Origin of the sequence: Mucilaginibacter sp. KACC 22773 (assembly GCF_028736215.1) — a bacterium.
GTDB lineage: Bacteria > Bacteroidota > Bacteroidia > Sphingobacteriales > Sphingobacteriaceae > Mucilaginibacter.
The window spans coordinates 3486588-3504089 of record NZ_CP117883.1; the positions used below are offsets into that span (position 1 = coordinate 3486588).

General features: G+C 43.7%; 11 protein-coding genes. 7 read left to right on the forward strand and 4 right to left on the reverse strand.

Features of this window, described 5'->3' with window-relative positions; genetic code table 11:
- Positions 1-68: 68 nt before the first annotated feature.
- The 5 genes from PQ469_RS14495 (at position 69) to PQ469_RS14515 (ending at position 9963) form a co-directional block, all read left to right on the forward strand.
- Complete coding sequence (locus PQ469_RS14495) at positions 69-3632, forward strand: VCBS repeat-containing protein (RefSeq protein ID WP_274213604.1); 3564 nt, start codon at positions 69-71, stop codon at positions 3630-3632.
- Between the two features lie 751 nt (positions 3633-4383).
- A complete protein-coding gene (locus PQ469_RS14500; protein WP_274213605.1) occupies positions 4384-5415 on the forward strand; it encodes a sensor histidine kinase in 1032 nt (343 codons plus the stop codon).
- Entirely contained in the window at positions 5412-6116 is a 705-nt protein-coding gene (locus PQ469_RS14505) for a LytR/AlgR family response regulator transcription factor (RefSeq protein WP_225976395.1), read from the forward strand. The genes PQ469_RS14500 and PQ469_RS14505 overlap by 4 nt, the downstream gene beginning before the upstream one ends.
- Before the next feature lie 230 nt (positions 6117-6346).
- Complete coding sequence (locus PQ469_RS14510; RefSeq protein ID WP_274213606.1) at positions 6347-9163, forward strand: TonB-dependent receptor; 2817 nt, start codon at positions 6347-6349, stop codon at positions 9161-9163.
- Positions 9154-9963 (forward strand): DUF4249 domain-containing protein, encoded by an 810-nt coding sequence (locus PQ469_RS14515; protein WP_090650915.1) that lies wholly within the window; start codon positions 9154-9156, stop codon positions 9961-9963. The genes PQ469_RS14510 and PQ469_RS14515 overlap by 10 nt, the downstream gene beginning before the upstream one ends.
- Here PQ469_RS14515 and cls read toward each other — a convergent pair whose 3' ends face one another.
- The 3 genes from cls to PQ469_RS14530 all read right to left on the reverse strand — a co-directional run bounded on the left by cls (position 9964) and on the right by PQ469_RS14530 (position 13598).
- Positions 9964-11409 carry a cardiolipin synthase gene (gene cls, locus PQ469_RS14520; protein WP_274213607.1) on the reverse strand — a complete coding sequence of 482 codons (1446 nt, stop codon included), beginning with the start codon at positions 11407-11409 and terminating at the stop codon, positions 9964-9966.
- Between the two features lie 2 nt (positions 11410-11411).
- On the reverse strand, positions 11412-12455 hold the full coding sequence (locus PQ469_RS14525; protein ID WP_274213608.1) for a metal-dependent hydrolase: 1044 nt from the start codon (positions 12453-12455) through the stop codon (positions 11412-11414).
- Between the two features lie 81 nt (positions 12456-12536).
- Positions 12537-13598, reverse strand: coding sequence for an acyltransferase (locus tag PQ469_RS14530; RefSeq protein ID WP_274213609.1), 1062 nt, complete (start codon positions 13596-13598; stop codon positions 12537-12539).
- Positions 13599-14051: 453 nt separating this feature from the next.
- Between PQ469_RS14530 and PQ469_RS14535 the strand changes: the two genes are divergently transcribed.
- Both PQ469_RS14535 and PQ469_RS14540 read left to right on the forward strand, forming a co-directional pair.
- Positions 14052-14387 carry a hypothetical protein gene (locus PQ469_RS14535; protein ID WP_274213610.1) on the forward strand — a complete coding sequence of 112 codons (336 nt, stop codon included), beginning with the start codon at positions 14052-14054 and terminating at the stop codon, positions 14385-14387.
- Positions 14388-14461: 74 nt separating this feature from the next.
- Entirely contained in the window at positions 14462-14923 is a 462-nt protein-coding gene (locus PQ469_RS14540; RefSeq protein WP_274213611.1) for a hypothetical protein, read from the forward strand.
- Positions 14924-14977: 54 nt separating this feature from the next.
- Here PQ469_RS14540 and PQ469_RS14545 read toward each other — a convergent pair whose 3' ends face one another.
- Positions 14978-17416 (reverse strand): TonB-dependent receptor, encoded by a 2439-nt coding sequence (locus PQ469_RS14545; protein ID WP_274213612.1) that lies wholly within the window; start codon positions 17414-17416, stop codon positions 14978-14980.
- Between the last annotated feature and the right edge of the window lie 86 nt (positions 17417-17502).

Below are 17502 nucleotides of genomic sequence, written 5' to 3' on the forward strand. Positions count from 1 at the left end.
TGTATAGCGTTCAATAAGTTAAAGCTTAACCAAAGCATAAACCATTATTAAATTTTTACTGTAATTACATGATAAAACCTTTACTCATTAAGTTTAAACCCGCGCTTATACTATTGTTTTTTTTTGCAGCCGGCTGCTCGCGCAAACAGGGCGGTCCTACCCTTTTTAAACTATTAGACGCATCACAAACCGGCATCGATTTTAAAAACACACTGAGCCCAAGCGATAGTATAAACATTCTTAACCATCCTTACTTGTACAACGGTGCCGGCGTGGGCATAGGCGATTTTAATAACGATGGCCTGCCCGACGTATACTTCGCAGGCAACATGGTGGCCAATAAGCTATTCCTTAACAAAGGCGACTTGAAATTTACCGATATAACCAATGCTGCCGGCGTTGATGGCGAAGGCAAATGGAGCGCGGGGGTATCCGTTGTTGATATTAATAACGATGGCAAAATGGATATTTACGTTTGTGCGTCGTTTAAATCAAATCCCGAACAGCGCCGTAACATGCTGTACATTAACCAGGGCAATAATAAAGATGGTATACCCACTTTTAAAGACGAAGCAAAGGCCTACCGACTGGACGATGATGGCTACAGCACGCAAGCGATATTTTTTGATTACGACCATGATGGCGACCTGGATATGTACCTGCTGACAAACTTTTTAGGCAAAACCACCCCTGTAGCTTATCGTCCTAAACTGACCGATGGCAGCGCTGAAAATAACGACCGCCTTTACCACAACAACGGTAACGGCACATTTAGCAATGTTACTAAAGAGGCAGGCATTTTAATTGAGGGCTTTGGCAACTCGGTATCGGTAACAGATATTAACAACGACGGCTGGCCTGATATTTATGTAGGCAATGACTTTATATCAAACGATGTGCTATACATCAACAATAAAAACGGGACGTTTACCAATCGCGCGGGCGACTATTTTAAACATACCGGCTGGTCGGTAATGGGCTCGGATATGGTAGACATCAACAACGACGGCCTGCCCGACCTGGTGTCGTTAGAGATGCTGCCCGAAGAAAATGTGCGCAAAAAAACCATGCTGATGGGCGATAACTACATTACCTACATCAATAACAAAAAATTCAATTACGAGCATCAGTATATCCGTAACGTATTGCAATTAAACCAGGGACAAACGCCGCTGGGGCACACCCAGTTTAGCGATATAGCCTACATGGCCGGCATTTATCAAACCGATTGGAGCTGGACACCGTTAGTGGCCGATTTTGATAATGACGGTTACCGCGATATGGTGATTACCAACGGCTACCCCCGAGACGTAACCGACCTGGACCATGCCTTGTACAGTAACGACCAGGGTCGCACGGTAAAGGAAAACCGCACGTTGGCCGCAGCCGACTCGTTCCCGGTTGTTAAAACGGCCAGCTATGCTTTTAAAAACCAGGGCGGCTATATGTTTGCCGACCAGTCGAAAAACTGGGGTATTGTTAAACCAACTTTTTCAACCGGCGGCGTTTATGCCGACCTTGATAACGATGGCGACCTTGACCTGGTAATCAACAATATTGATGACGATGCCTTCATTTACGAAAACACACTAAACAGCAAAACACAGGTAGATAAAACGCACCATTACCTCACCGTTAAGCTAACGGGAGATAGTAAAAACCTTGGCGGCATTGGTGCAACCATGCGTATTTACTACCAGGGCAAACAGCAATTTTACGACCAGCAACCCTGCCGCGGCTATATGAGCACCGATGATGCCAAAGCACATTTCGGTATCGGCACTGCTAATGAAATTGATTCGTTGCGCATCCGCTGGGCAGATGGCAAAACCGAATTGGTAAAAAACATCAAGGCAAATCAAACTATCACCCTGCAATACAAAAACGGTTCAGGCAGTTACAGCCCCCAGCTTCATTTGGAGAGTGCACCGGTATTCCAATCAGCAGCAAACCAATTGGGTATCAAATATGTGCACCAGGAAAAAGATGCCATTGATTATAACATCCAACCAACCCTACCGCATAAACTAAGCCAGTATGGGCCATCTATAGCTGTAGGTGATGTAGATAACAACGGCTACGACGATTTTTATGTTGGCGGGGCTGCAGGCAATAAAGGCGTGTTTTTTATGCAGGGTGCCGACGGTAAGTTTACCATGGACAATAATCGTTTTTTAAACGATAGTTTCAAGGAGGAAGAAGATATGGGCGCGCTGTTGTTTGATGCCAATGGCGACGGTTTCCTTGATTTATATGTGGTTAGCGGCAGCTACGAGTTCCCGAAAGACCATACTACCGCGCAGGACCGGCTATATATCAACAATGGCAAGGGCCAGTTTACCAAAAGCTTTGGCGCAGTGCCGGTTGAGTACGATAATGGCTCGTGCGTACGGGCCGCCGATTTTGACCACGATGGCGACCTTGACTTGTTTGTGGGTGGACGATCTGTTTCGGGCGCTTACCCATCATCGCCGGTGAGCCATATTTTCAGAAACGATGGCGGCAAATTTACCGACGTAACCGCACAGCTTTGTCCTGAACTGGCACGCGGCGGGATGATTACCGATGCGCTATGGTCTGATTTTGATAACGACGGGCTTGTTGACCTGGTTGTTGTGGGCGAATGGATGCCGGTAACCTTTTACAAAAATACCGGTAATGGTTTTACCAAAATAAAAACGGGAATTGACAACCACGTTGGCTGGTGGAACAGCATTGTTGCCGGTGATTTTAATAACGATGGTCAGGTGGATTATGTAGCCGGCAACCTGGGGCAAAACTCAAATTACAAAGCAACTTTTGAACAACCAATGACCATTATGGGTAAAGACCTTGATGGCAACGGATCATTTGATGCTATGATATTTTGCTACATGAAGGCCGAGGACGGTTTGCAAAAGCCCTTCCCGATGCACACCCGCGACGATTTGATAAGCCAGCTGATATCTATCCGTAAAAAATACCCAAGCTACAAGGGCTTCGGCAAAGCTACTATGGACGATTTATGGAGCGACAAAGACAAAGAAAACGCAGTGATCATGAAAGCCAGTGATATGAACACCAGTTTTATTGCCAATAAAGGAAACGGCAAGTTTGCAATAAGCCCTATGCCATTAGCCGCACAAATGGCACCCGTATACGGTATGGTTGCTAAAGACATTGACCAGGACGGCAACCTGGATCTGGTAATGGCGGGTAATGATTTTGGCATGGAGCCGTTTACCGGGCGGCATGATGCCTTTATGGGCTTGTACTTGAAAGGTAATGGCAAAGGCGGCTTCGCTCCCCTATCTGTAGCTAAAAGCGGCCTGTTTATTAACGGCGATGCCAAGGGATTGGCCACCGTACAATCTGCTAAAGGAGGTGATGTTTTAGTTGCCACACAAAACCAGGATAGCCTAAAGGTTTACAGGCAAACCGGCATAGGCATTCAACCTAAAAAGTACATCAAACTAAAAGCCGATGATTTTTATGCAGATATCATCTATAAAAACGGCGGCAAGAAAAGGGTGGAGTTTTACTATGGCTCAACCTACCTGTCACAGTCATCGCGTAATTTGCAGGTCGGCGCCGATGTGGCGAGGATTACGATAACCAGTTATAGCGGCAAAAAAAGGATGATGAATGACTAAAGGTAATTTAAAACAGCAAACCTATTAATATCCGGCAAGCAATAGCCTAATCAAAACGGCGTGCGAACCCGATTATACAAAACGTTTGAAGTAATCAGGTCACCCAAGGGGGTTAAAGGGAGCAGAATTTGCCAGCGGTAAACAAATAAGGCCGAAAAACTCTCGCAGTTTTATCGGCCTTTACATCTACCTATGAAAAACAATCCTTTGAGAAGGATATTAAGTTATATTCAATTGCAATGCCAATTATTAAATGTGGGTTAAAACGTTTAAAACAGCACTTAATTTAAAGTTGCGTGTGAGTTTGTGGAAATTACTCTACTACTATTGTGTAATAATGACACGGTGGGCAGTTTGCAGTCCCCAGTTGGCGGTTTTCAGTAGGCAGTTTTAGTCGCGGCTTGAGGGTTTGCATTGGGTGGGACAGATTGCAGTTGCGGTTGGTTCCAGGTTGCAATTTGTATTAGGTAGCACCAATATATAACAATGCAAACCGAGATTGCCCAACGAATACCACCGACCTCGAACTGCCAACCAAAACTGCTAACCGAGTACTACCGCCCAGAGCCTACTCAGAACTCTCAACCGAGAATTGCTAACTGCCTACTGAAAACTGCAAACCGCCCACTGCAAACTGAGAACTGCCCACTGCTAACTGCTCCCTGCCAACTAAAGCCCCTTTCGTCGGCACATTTAAGCCGCTCGTCTATTGTATTTACAACGATGAGGAAATGCGTTTACCTTAGCCCGCATGTTTAACCGCATAAAGCCGGCGCTTATTATCGAGGTGTGTATTCACCTGCTGTTTTGGGCGCTTATTATTTATACCCCTATTATCTCGCGGCCAGACATGCGGGGCATGCCTCAACACTTTTTCTCGCCCGGGCGCATTATTGTTTTCAATCTGGTGCTTGCCTCCGAATTTTACCTGAACGCTTTTTTACTCATCCCCAGGGTGTTAAAAAAGAATATCTGGTTTTATTTTTTGGCTTTGCTGGCTTCCGTGGCAGTATTTAATGTGGTGTTGTTGTACGCCAGGCCGTATTTCCCATTACCTAATATCAAAGATATGGAAGGCCATGCACCACATGGGCCTTCATTTGTGCTATTTCCGTTACTATCTATAACTGCCGGAAGTTTTGCCTACCATTACCTTGCAGATCAGTTTAGGGCGATGAATAAAAAGAAGGATATCACCAATGCCTCGCTCCTGTCCGAACTGGCTTTTCTGCGTTCGCAGATCAGTCCGCACTTTATATTTAATGTCATCAATAGTGCTGTGGCGTTATCCAGGATAAATCCTGCGGCAGTTGAACCTACGCTGATACAGTTATCCCAATTATTGCGTTACATGCTGTATGTTACCGATGCCGAAATGGTAACGGTGCAAAAAAAAGAAGATTACCTGCGCAGCTATATCAACCTCCAACAGCTACGCTTTGGCGACCAGGTAAAAATTTACTTTAAATCGGATATAAAAGCGCCTGATAAAACCATCGAGCCCATGCTGCTGATCCCTTTTGTGGAGAATGCCTTTAAACATGGTACCGGCGATATTGCCAGGCCCGATATTGCGGTTACGCTTTTTGCCGATGAAGAAACACTGCGGTTTACGGTACAAAACGTGTATAACGCGGCCGAAAAGCAAAAGGATAATGATAGCGGAATCGGTTTAGCCAACGTAAAACGACGACTGGAACTGCTTTACCCCGGTAAACACAACTTATACATCAATAAAAACGAGCAAACCTACATTGTGATGCTGCAAATTGAACTTAAATGATGAGATGCCTGATTATTGACGACGAACCGCTGGCCCTTGACCTGCTGGAAGATAACCTGAAACACGTACATAGTATACAAATAGCCGCACGCTGCCGCAATGCCGGCGAGGCTATCCTGGCCATGCAGAAGGAGCAGATCGACCTGATATTTTGCGATATCTATATGCCCGGCATCAATGGTTTACAGCTTATTAAAAGCCTTACCCAGCGCCCCATGGTAATATTTGTAACGGCTTATGAAAAATTTGCACTGGAAGGTTTTGAACTGGATGTAATTGATTACCTGGTAAAACCGGTACCGCTGGATAGGTTTTTAAAAGCCTGCCACAAAGCTATCGACCTGTTTGAACTTCGCCGGAGTTATGTACCCCAGCCTGTGGTAAAAAATTATTTCTTTTTGCATGCCGATTATAACCTCATCAAAATAAGTTTCGACCAGGTGGAATATATTGAGGGGCTAAAAGACTATGTAAAAGTACATTTCACCAATCAGCAAAAACCGGTTTTGTCCCGCATCAGCCTTAAAGCTGTGGAACTGCAATTGCCGGCCGAACAGTTTTTCCGTGTGCATAAATCATTCGTAGTAAACCTGCAGCACGTATCCCAGCTTCGCAGAGCCCGCATCAAACTCATCAACACCGAAGTGCCCCTAAGCGACAGCTACAGGGAGGTGATTAATAAAATGATTGGGAAGGTGTGATTGGTTCATAGTTCATGGATCATTGTTCGTGGTGCAAAAAAACATCTTCATTTCATAGATCAAGGTATGTAGCATGTTATAGCTGCTGCCATGAACAATGATCCATTACCCATGAACTAAAACCCACTACACATTCCCCCCATTTATCTACACAAGCTCTCCTGATGTCGCATTTATTTTAAGTGGATGAAAATAGGGTGCAATTTCGTTGCAAAGAAAATGTACCCCTGATGAAGAGATTTTCCTTATTGTTATTTACCATCGTAGCTTTAGGCCATTCGGCCACACAGGCACAGCAAACACAAAAAAAGCTGAAAGACATTATCGTCAACCACTTTTTTTTGTGCACGCTTGATCAAATGCTTGATACCATATCAACCACCTACCGAATCCGTATTGTGTATGATAAAAACCAACTTGAAGGTATGGATGTGGTTGAGCATTTTTTTGAAGAGCCTTTAAAAAACATTATCAAACAGGTTTGCCAGGAACACGATTTGAAGTACTGGATTGAATCTACCGGCACTATTTACATCCTCAAAAACACCGACGACCTGGCCCGGTTGAAAAAACTAAACCAACTTTCGTTGCAGGCTGCAAATGCCAAAATAAAACGTAAAAAGACCGATGATGACGACCCGGACATAGCGCCAAAGATAGCCCCCAAGCATTTTATGTTCAGCATAAACGGGCGGGTGATCGATCAGCTAACCGGCGAATCACTTCCATCTGCTTCGGTGAAGATCCGGAACTCCGACCTCACGGCAATGAGTAATTCTGATGGTTACTTTACTTTTTTACGGGTACCCTCAGATACCTGTGTTGTCGAGGTATCCTATTCGGGCTACCAAACAGACTATTTCAGGCTTAGCAGCGATAAAATCAACAATACGCTTATTTGCGGGCTGTACACATCGCTAAACACCTTAAATGAAGTTAATATTACCGGCAAAAAAAGCGGAGTTATGAACACTGATAGCAGGCAGGTGGGCGTGCTCCAGCTTTCGCCGGCAAATTTAGATAAGCTGCCAACCATGGGCGACAAGGATATTCTGCGTGCCTTCCAGCTGATGCCGGGCGTGAGCGGCACAAACGAATCATCATCCGGGGCCTATGTGCGCGGCGGTACGCCCGATCAAAACCTGGTTTTGCTGGATGGCTTTACAGTTTACCAGGTTGATCACTTATACGGCTTTTTTAGCGCCTTCAACGCCAGTGCAGTTAAGGATGTGCAGCTTTATAAAGGCGGCTTTACATCCAAATACGGCGGCAGGCTATCAAGCGTTACCGAAATTAACGGCAAAGAAGGCAATAAAAACGAAACCAATATGGGTGTCGACCTGAGCTTATTGAGCGCGAGCGGCTTCCTGGAGACACCGCTTTCCAAAAATGAAACACTGTTGCTTTCCATCAGGCGGTCATACCAGGGGCCTTTTTATAACAAGATATTTAACCAGTTTAACCAGACAACAACATCGCAGGGCGGTGGTTTTGGCGGCGGCGGTTTTGGCGGCCGTGGTGGTGGCGGCTTTGCCAACCAGGTAACCCCAGCCTCGTATTTTTACGATGCCAACGCCAAATACACATATACCATCAGCGATAAGGATAAACTTTCGGTAAGCTATTACTCTGGAACCGATAAAACCGATAACAGCCGTACCCTTGGCTTGCCTCCGGGCCTTTCAGGATCGGGCAGCGGAATTGGTATTACCGATTACACCAAATACGGCAACTTGGGCAGCAGTGTAAAATGGTTCAGGCAGTGGGGTAAAAAACTGTACTCCAACAATTACATTACCTACTCCTCGTATTTCAACAACCGGGAACGCGCCAGTTCGGGCGGCTCATTGCTGGATAGCAATGGTATTGCCCACACCTTTAGCAATAACACCGTAGAAACCAATCACCTTAAAGATGTTGGCTATAAATCTGAATGGGAATGGCAAGCCGGCGAAACCTACAAGCTGCTTTTTGGAGGCTTTGTTAACTATAAAAAAATTGATTACGAATACACCCAAAACGATACCGGCAAACTGATTAACCAACATAACAACGCCATGCTGGAAGGTGTTTATGCCGAGCTTTCTATCGATCCAAATAATAATTTTCATATCCAGCCGGGCTTACGGGCCAGCTATTACGGCCCAACTGGTAAACCATATTTTGAACCTCGCCTATCGGCCAGTTATAATTTAAATGATCATTTCACAGTAAAGGGTGCTACCGGGCAGTTTTACCAATTTGAAAATCAAGTTATCCGCCAGGATATATTGGCCGGTGATCGTAACTTTTGGGTGTTATCCAACGGTAGCAATATCCCGGTTGGTATGGCCAGGCATTATATAGGCGGCCTTAGCTATGAAAATGATGAGTTTTTGATTAGTGTAGAAAGCTATTACAAAACTTTAACCGGGCTTACGCAATACACGGTGAAACAAACCCAAACAGGCGGCGGTGGCTTCCGGATGGCCGCGCCGCAAACACAAACTGTTACTGAAGATTTTTATACAGGTACCGGTCGTGATGCCGGTGTTGAACTGCTGATACAAAAAAAACTGGGCAACTACACCGGCTGGGTAAGTTATACACTTGCCAAAGCCCAGAATAAATTTGCCGCCTTCGGCGATTATTATTACGACGCCAACCAGGATGTAAGGCATGAGTTTAAATCCATCAATATGTACCATTACAACAGGTTTAACTTTGCAGCAACATTCCTGTTCAGTACCGGCAGGCCGTATACTGCCCCCCTATCAACTTACACCATTCAAACAGCCGATGGCAACAGTAAAACTTACCTGAACATCAGCGACAAAAACGGCGAACGCCTGCCTGCATACCACCGTTTGGATATGTCGGTATCATATGATCTGCTGAAGATTGATGGTCACAAAGTAGGTTCGATAGGCCTGTCGTTCTTCAACGTTTACAACCATACCAATACCTGGTATAAAGAGTACCAGGTGCAAAACAACCAGGTGATAACCACCAATGTAAATTACCTGGGCTTTACCCCCAACCTAACACTCAGCTTAAGATGGAAATAAAAACATATACACGCTATATCGCATTGAGCTTAATAGGCAGTTTAATACTGCTGGCATCGTGTAAAAAAAATCAGTCGGATATACTGGCTACCAATAAACCGGTGGTAGAATCATACCTTATCCCCGGCCGGGTATTAAGTATCAAAGTTTACCAGCAAAAGGCCCTTACCGATACTACAACTTACGGCGCGGCACTTACAGGTTTAAGCATCAGCGTATCTGATGGCAGCAAAAGCGTCAAGCTAACCGAAAGCGCAAGCGGCACGTATACCTATGCCGATCAATCGTTTATCACCACGGGTAAAACGTATACCATGCAGTTTACCTATGCCGGTGTAGCAGTCAGCGCTACTACTATTATGCCGGGCAAACCTGCAGATTTTACCCTGTCGGATAGTATATTTCATGTTCCGAGCACTATCAACCCCTTATATGCCGATGTGGCAAGAGCCACTATTAAGTGGAGCAACCCCGATTCGCTGTACCACCTGTTGGTGTTCAAAAACCTTGATAACGACCCCTATTATATATCTTACATCCGCAGTGATAATAAGCCCAGCTTCCAGATTAACGCGGAGCGCGCATCTTATTACAACCTGGTACAATCGTCATTTAACTATTACGGCCATTATAAAGTGATATTAATGCGGGTAAACCAGGAATACATCAATATACTGACAACCAATATCACCCGCGATTCACAGGCTTTGCTCAACGAGCCCACCAACGTTACCAACGGCCTGGGCATTTTTACGGCGATGCAAACAGATACCTTGAGTTTAAGGGTGACAACGCAATAGCTACAACAACGGCGATAAAAGCCTGATGAGCTTTTCGGGCAGTTGTTTAAACAGGGTACGTTTGGCCCAGGTTTTAGGGTTGATTTTAACGGCATCTTTAATATCTGTGTAAAAAACGTCTCTTAACTGGCCTGCTATTTTATCATCATATATTATGCTGTTAACCTCAAAATTCAGTTCAAAACTTCGTTGATCCATATTGGCAGTGCCAACAATGGCCAGTTGCCCATCGGCTACCAGGGTTTTGGCGTGTACAAATCCTTTTTTGTATAAATATACCTCAACGCCTGCGTCGAGCATTTCGCGGTAATATGACCTCGACGCGGCGTTAACCAACGCTGAATCTGACTTGCCAGGTACGAGCAGCTTAATTTTAACCCCACTACGGGCAGACACATTAATTGCATCCAAAACACTTTCGCCGGGGATAAAATATGGCGACGTTATCAGCAACTCTTCTTCGGCCATGCCAATGGCCTGGATTAAGGAGAACATGATGGTAGGAATATCCGAGTCGGGCCCGCTGGCAGCAATTTGTACAATGGCTTCGCCTTTAGCGCTTTCTGTTGAACAGAAAAAATCCTTCTCCAGCTTCAGCTTTTTACCCGCGCTAAAATTCCAGTCGCATATAAAAAGGTATTGCAGGTAATATACCCCGGGGCCATTGATACGGACGTGCGTATCGCGCCAATATACTTGCTTTTTGCCGTTGTTATTGATGTACCTGTCGCTTACGTTAATGCCACCTACAAAGCCAGTGCAGCCGTCAATCACTATAATCTTCCGATGATTGCGGTAATTTGTCCGGTTGGAGAGTGCGATAAACAGGATCTTATAAAAAGGGTAAGCCTCCACACCGCCGGCTATTAATTCGGGCACCAGGGTGTGGCGTATAGAGCGGCTTCCGAAATCGTCATAAATAAAACGGACCCTTACCCCTTCGGCTGCTTTTTTAATTAGGATATCTTTTATCTGGTTACCAATGTCGCCATCCTCATAAATATAATATTCCATGTGGATATGGTGTTTGGCATTTTTTAAGGCGGTTATTACATCGGGGAATTTTTCTTCGCCGTTGATATACAGTTTTACATCGTTATTGCTGGTTAAGGGGCTATTATCATTTAGCAGCATATGGGCAAGCTTTTTACGGCCTTTTAAATCGTCGTCACCAGTATTCCATGTCTTCTCCGATTCCTGTACAATCTTTTCGCGAATCTCGGCACGTAATTTACTATCGCTCACAATTTTTTTGGAGTACAATTTATTTTTCCGGTAATTGGCGCCCACAGCAAAATAAATAGCCATACCAACTACCGGCACAAGAATGGTAATAAGCAAATACGCGAAAGTTTTAGTTGCCGACCGGATGTCATACAAAATACGAAAGCAAACGAAAATAACCAGAATAAGATAAATGCCAATTGCGGGTAAATACCAGTTCATTTTTAAATTTTGTGATTAGGTTTATTCTCAATAACTGGTTTGCCCAGTATCCGCTTTATATAAATTTTAAGCGAATGACCGTCCCAGCCACTCAGGCGGCCTTTCTGCAGCAACATGGCCTGGTTTTTACCGGCAACCAGCGGGTAACTAAACGCGAAAGGTGCATCGGCCACTGCCCAGCCTTGTATCTGCCCAAACCGCAACACATTGATATTGGTGTTGTTTCCGGCCTTTGTTATAGTATAGTACCCGTTTGAAAATGAGATGAGGCTATTTATTAATTCTTTATTTTGAATGTTGCTTAATAACCCTTCATCTTTAGCATGGAACTGGTAATTCAATGCGTTATCGTTACCATCAAATACCGAACTGTAGGCCGTGTTATAGCCATTGTTTATGGGCGCTACAATATACCAAAGCATGCTGGTAAAGGGTGCTGGTGTAATTAAATAGCCTGGTTGAACCTGATCTTTTTCCAATGTTGCCTGTACCCTGCCGCTTATGTACAATTTACTAAAACCGGCTAAGCATAAATATAAACCGGAGAGCATCATCGCAGCAAAAGCCCATTTCGTACGGCCTTGATAATTGATGTTTTTTAATACCAAAACTACGAAGGCTACAAGCAAACCTATGGTAAATAAAGGGTCGGCCACATAAAGCAGGTTAACCGAAAACCGCTGATGGCTAAACGGTTCCAGCAGGCCGGTACCGTAGGCATTACAGGTATCCAACAAATCGTGCAGCATTAATTGCAGACAAAAAAACAGCGCAAGCATAATAAACGGGAGGTAAACCTTATGATGTATCCGCTGGGCCAAAAAAGCTAAGGCCAGGCCAACAACTACCGCGAAGACTAAGGAATGGGTTATACCACGATGAGCCAAAAGCGCCTGTTCAGGCGGAAGAAACAAAGCCCCGGCACTATCAATATCGGGCAGGCTTTGAGCTACAGCCCCCCATAACAGTGCCTGTTTGCCCAATTTTTTACCCAATACAAGTTCGCCAATGCAGGCTCCTAAAGTAATATGGGTAACTGAATCCATTGGCCGGTTTTATGTTTTGTTTTGATAATGGTTTTACGCAGATATTGTTTGCGTTTTGTTAATTATTGTAATTGATTAACGCTATCCAACCAAATGTTTAATTACAGGCACCTTACTCATGCCATATACCAACAGCCACGACAGTAAAAAGCAAACAAAAGCTATTAACGGAATGCTCAACACAGGGTTAAAAATGGTAAAATTAATATCGTTTAAATCAAAGATACTTAATACCAGGGCATGGCTCAGGTAAATACCAAGGGTATATTTACCCGCATTATCGCAAACGCGTTTCACGGTTTTATTAAGTTTCAATTTGGTGTATTTGGCTATCAAAAAAGCACACGTGGCCAACATAACAACAAAAGGCCCAACCGGCTCATAAAAAAAGGTTTTAAGCTCATGATCTTTTACCTGCAAGTAGTAGGTACCCCAGCTTATTACAGCCACCAGGGCGACGAACACAAGGGCGGCAATATACGGCAATGCCCGCAAGTTGAATCGCTTGTAAGTAAGGTAATGCCCTAATACAAGGTAGCCAATATAGCCTGTAAAATTATGAATATCTACAGCGCTATTAAAAATGCTTAAATATGGCGTGGCCAACAACATCGCTAAAAACCAAATCACCAGAAAATACAATATTTCCTTTTCGGTAGCATGCTGTACAAACTTGCCTAAGACAGGAATAAACAGGTACAGCCCTATTAACAGGTACACATACCATAAATGATAATACGCTCCTGATTTGAGTTGATTTAAAACAAATTTTACATCGGGCCACAAATGACCGGTAAACGTAAACTCCTCGTTATACAGCCGGTAGGCAACATAAACCAGGCTCCAGAACAAGAAAGGAAGAATAAGCCTGCCGATACGCTTTTTCAAAAAATCTCTCAACCCATATTCGCGATGTAACAACAATGCCCCGGTTATCATCACAAAAACCGGCACAGCAAAGCGCACAAGCGCGTTGTAAACATCGCCGGTGAGCCAATCATTTAAAGGCACACTTTTATAGCCAAAAAGCAAGGGCGAGGCGGTATGTAACACAATAACGGCAAACATGCTGATCAGCCGCAAATTATTTATCCATTCAATGTTGTGATCTTTATTGTTTACAACCGCTTCGCTAAATTTCATTGGCTAAACTTATACAATATTTTGATTTTGCAGGAAGCGTTTCGTTAATAGATGACCAAATTTAGATTTTTATAGTTTTGATTGGTTACCATTATCACATATGTGTTTCGTCCTGGGGACAAGTCACTTTTAAAAACTTGATGTAGAAAGAAGGTAACCCCTACGGGGCAAAAAACACATTGGACATTTATCCTACAAACAGGTAGCCTCTACGAGGCACAATTACTAACAACCTGTATGTAAATAAATAGCAGGATTATTAAAAAACTGTAACCTTTTTGAGGACGAGACAAGGCGCTTGCCTCGTAAAGGCTACCCGTTTGTAGCAATATGTCTAAAATTCTCTTATGCCCCATAGGGGCTACCTATCTCAACATTGAAAGCTGTTGTATGAAGTAATAAGTTTAACCGCGATTTCCTACTTCATCTTTCTTAAAACATTATCTTTGCCCTATGCTGTCCAGGTTGATGAAATCGTTATTGGTAGTTACTTTGTTCTTCGCTTTACACATAAGCGGATCCGGACAGGTACGCGCTTATACCGGCAAACATGACAGCAATAAAGCGAGTGTTAAACAAAACACCCACCATGACCAATTAATTGCCGAGACGAATACCGAAATTAATGCGCCTGCATTACAGGTTACGGTGCATCCGGCAGCTTTCTTTACCGCTGTTGATCTGAGTGCAGCTTACACACTTGCAAGGTTCAACATTAGCAAGGCTTCAAATGTGCCACCATCCCGGTTTTACCGGCTCATCCTTTTCCCGTTTCATGGTTTCTGGTAAACCCATGCTGATCTAAGTTTTTTAATTCTTCGCGTTTATTACAGCGCGTATTTATTCAATTTTAATTATCAAGCATGAACCATATAACGGAAAATGCCCTGGTTGCGGGCACCCTATTAGCTGTATTTATTATCCCGGTAGTGATCATAACCCGCCGGTCAAAACAAAAAAGATTCGCGGCGCTAAACCAGCGCCTGCAGGCAATTGCAAATGAACATCACCTCAGTTTAAGCCGGTCGGAGTTTATCGGTAATAAGATCATAGGCTGGGCACAATCGGGCAAAGCGTTGCTTTTTGGATCGCAGGAAACCGTGACCGTAAACGACCTGAACAACGCTACCCGCTGCTATGTTTTAAAAAGCATGAATGGCACCGCAGTAAAATCAATCGTTTTGCAAATTGCCGACCAGGCGAACCGGCAGCTTTGCAGCATACCATTTTACCAGCAATTTATTGACAATGAATTAAAGCTGAAGCAACTGGAAACCCAGGCAAAAGACTGGGAGGCTTTACTGAACAGCCAGTTTCAAAAGTAACTTATCGATTAAAGAATTAAGCCCCGGCGAATTAGCCGGGGTTTAATTCTTTAATCAGTTTTTCACCCTGTTTTGCTCACTTTCGGCACCGTTTGCATCATGCTTACGCAAACCGGCAATGGTTTTACCAAAACGATAACTTAACGATAGTGCCAAGTTGCGACTGTCGGAAAGGTTTGTCCAGTTGGCGCGGGTATTTGCCAGGTTATTGATAACGCCGCCGCCATTGAATGTATAAAAAATATCATTGGCCACCAGGCTGACGGTAAAGGACGGCGAAAACTTTTTAGATACCGACGCATTAACACGCCCCCTGCTCACAGTTACAAACTGGGCGTTGGTTATTTTGCTTTGATAACCACCATCCAATTGGGTTGTCCAATCATGCGGTAGTTTAAACTTGAATACCGGCCTTACAAAAAAGTATGTTCCCTGTGTGTTTAACGTACCGGTATAAAACTCGCTTACGGAGTGAATATTGGAAACCCTTGAATATATGTGAAAATTAAGCCATTTGGCAAGGTCGAAACCTGCGTCGGCTGCGATACCCTTTACCGTTATACTGCCTAAGTTGCCTGGCCGACTATAATAAATACCATTTACAATCTCGATAGTTTCGTTCACATCGTCCTGCGTATTGCTATAGTTTAGGGTTACTGTAACGTTTTTCCAGTTATAGGCCAACTCAATGTTGTTGGTATATGACGGCTTAAGAAACGGATTACCGGTATAATAAGTAAACTTATCCAGGGGCGACAAAAATGGGTTTAAATCCTCGTAATATGGTCTGTCAATCCGTCGTCCATAATTCAGGCTGATGCTTTGGCTGCCTGCTGTATCCAGTTTATATTGCAGGTAAACAGTTGGAAACAGTCCATTATAATTTCGCTTAAACGTTGAATCGGATTTTTGCACATTGCCCAACTGGTGCCCGTTTGATGCGGTATTTTCAAACCTTAACCCGGCCTGCGCCGAAAATCGCTTCCAATCTTTACTTGTATTAATATAGGCGGCGTTTATTTGTTCCTTGTAAATAAAGTGATTGGTTTTACCATAATCGGGGTTGGTTACATTGTTAACGGTATAAAAGTAGTCGGCAATATTATCAGTTTGGGTATTACTGATTTTAAGCCCGGCCTCCAGTTTAACGCCATTATTTAAAGGATGTGTATAATCTGTTTTGGCCGAGTAGATGTGGATATTTTCGGGTAGGTTACCTGTGAGCAGGTCGTTGCTTATCACTGTTCCATCCGGTAAATAGCCGGTATTTAAAAACGATTGCTTTGTGCTGTTATCGTAGTTCAAATAATCAAGGTCGACCGTAAGCTCATGCCCTTTTTTGTTATACTGATGGCGGTAATTAAGGTTTACATTGCCGTTCTTAAAGTTAATATGCTCCTTATTATCGGCTACAATAGTCGAATCCAACACGTTGGCGGCATCAAGTAATTTACTGGTATTACGGGTATTGATATCGCCGGGATTTAATAAGCCAAATATATTTATGCCGATTGTAGTTTTATCAGATACGTAATAATCGGCCCCAAGCCTCAGGTTCAGGTTTTTTGTTTGCCTGCGGATAAATGAGTGTTGCAAAAAATTGGAAGCAGGGTTGCCATCATCGTTTAAAAAGTACCTGTTAATAACCAGGTCGTTAAACGAATTAGAGGTGCTATAAGCCAGGTTGCCGAATACATTAATTTTGTTGTCCCTGAAATTAAAATTAAAACTGTTGATGGTTTTGCCATATTTACCTTGGGTATAATTCATGTTAAGGCCACCGTTAAAGCCTTTCGCTTTATTCCTTTTTATGCGGATGTTGATTACTCCGCCATTCCCGGCGGCATCGTATTTAGCCGGCGGGTTGGTCATTAGTTCAACCTGGTCGATAGTTGATGCAGGTAATGAGCGCAGGTAGTTTTGCAGATCTGTCCCCGATAAGTAGGTAGGCTTATCGTCGATATAAATTTTAACGCTGCCGCTGCCGTTAAGGCTGATCCCCCCATTCTGATCGACGATTACGCCCGGCGATTTATCAAGCACATCCATAGCCGTGTTGCCGCCATTACCAATCATGGCATCTACGTTTACTACCGTCCTGTCAATTTTGTGCTCAACCAATTGCTTTGGGGCTACAACGGCTACCTCTTTCAATTCTTTACCGGCAAGCTGCAAAATAATATCCGGCAGCACCATATCTTTTTCAAACGTAAAAGGTGCGCTTTTATAGTTTTGATACCCTATCATGCTAACGGCCATCTTATACTGTCCGGCTTTTACATTTTTCAAGATATAAATCCCCATAGCGTCTGCCACACCTGTTTTTACCAGTGCTGAATCCGTAAACTTATATAGGTAAACTGTAGCACCATCCAGCGATTTGGCGTCGGTGCTTTTAATTTTACCTGTTATCGTTATCAAATTTTGGGCACTTACCAAAGTTGAGGCAATAGAAAGCCAGGCGGCTAAAATAGCTGCAATTTTTAATTTCATATTGATGGGTATTAGGAGGTTTCTTTTAGGTTGATCTGTTATTTAATCTTAAATATTTTTCAAATTTTGGGCATGGCAATTCCCGT

Excerpts from the sequence above, each read along its gene's own strand:
- PQ469_RS14495 (WP_274213604.1), top strand. The coding sequence starts at position 69 with ATGATAAAACCTTTACTCATTAAGTTTAAACCCGCGCTTATACTATTG.
- PQ469_RS14500 (WP_274213605.1), top strand. The coding sequence starts at position 4,384 with ATGTTTAACCGCATAAAGCCGGCGCTTATTATCGAGGTGTGTATTCAC.
- PQ469_RS14505 (WP_225976395.1), top strand. The coding sequence starts at position 5,412 with ATGATGAGATGCCTGATTATTGACGACGAACCGCTGGCCCTTGACCTG.
- PQ469_RS14510 (WP_274213606.1), top strand. The coding sequence starts at position 6,347 with ATGAAGAGATTTTCCTTATTGTTATTTACCATCGTAGCTTTAGGCCAT.
- PQ469_RS14515 (WP_090650915.1), top strand. The coding sequence starts at position 9,154 with ATGGAAATAAAAACATATACACGCTATATCGCATTGAGCTTAATAGGC.
- cls (WP_274213607.1), bottom strand. The coding sequence starts at position 11,409 with ATGAACTGGTATTTACCCGCAATTGGCATTTATCTTATTCTGGTTATT.
- PQ469_RS14525 (WP_274213608.1), bottom strand. The coding sequence starts at position 12,455 with ATGGATTCAGTTACCCATATTACTTTAGGAGCCTGCATTGGCGAACTT.
- PQ469_RS14530 (WP_274213609.1), bottom strand. The coding sequence starts at position 13,598 with ATGAAATTTAGCGAAGCGGTTGTAAACAATAAAGATCACAACATTGAA.
- PQ469_RS14535 (WP_274213610.1), top strand. The coding sequence starts at position 14,052 with ATGCTGTCCAGGTTGATGAAATCGTTATTGGTAGTTACTTTGTTCTTC.
- PQ469_RS14540 (WP_274213611.1), top strand. The coding sequence starts at position 14,462 with ATGAACCATATAACGGAAAATGCCCTGGTTGCGGGCACCCTATTAGCT.
- PQ469_RS14545 (WP_274213612.1), bottom strand. The coding sequence starts at position 17,416 with ATGAAATTAAAAATTGCAGCTATTTTAGCCGCCTGGCTTTCTATTGCC.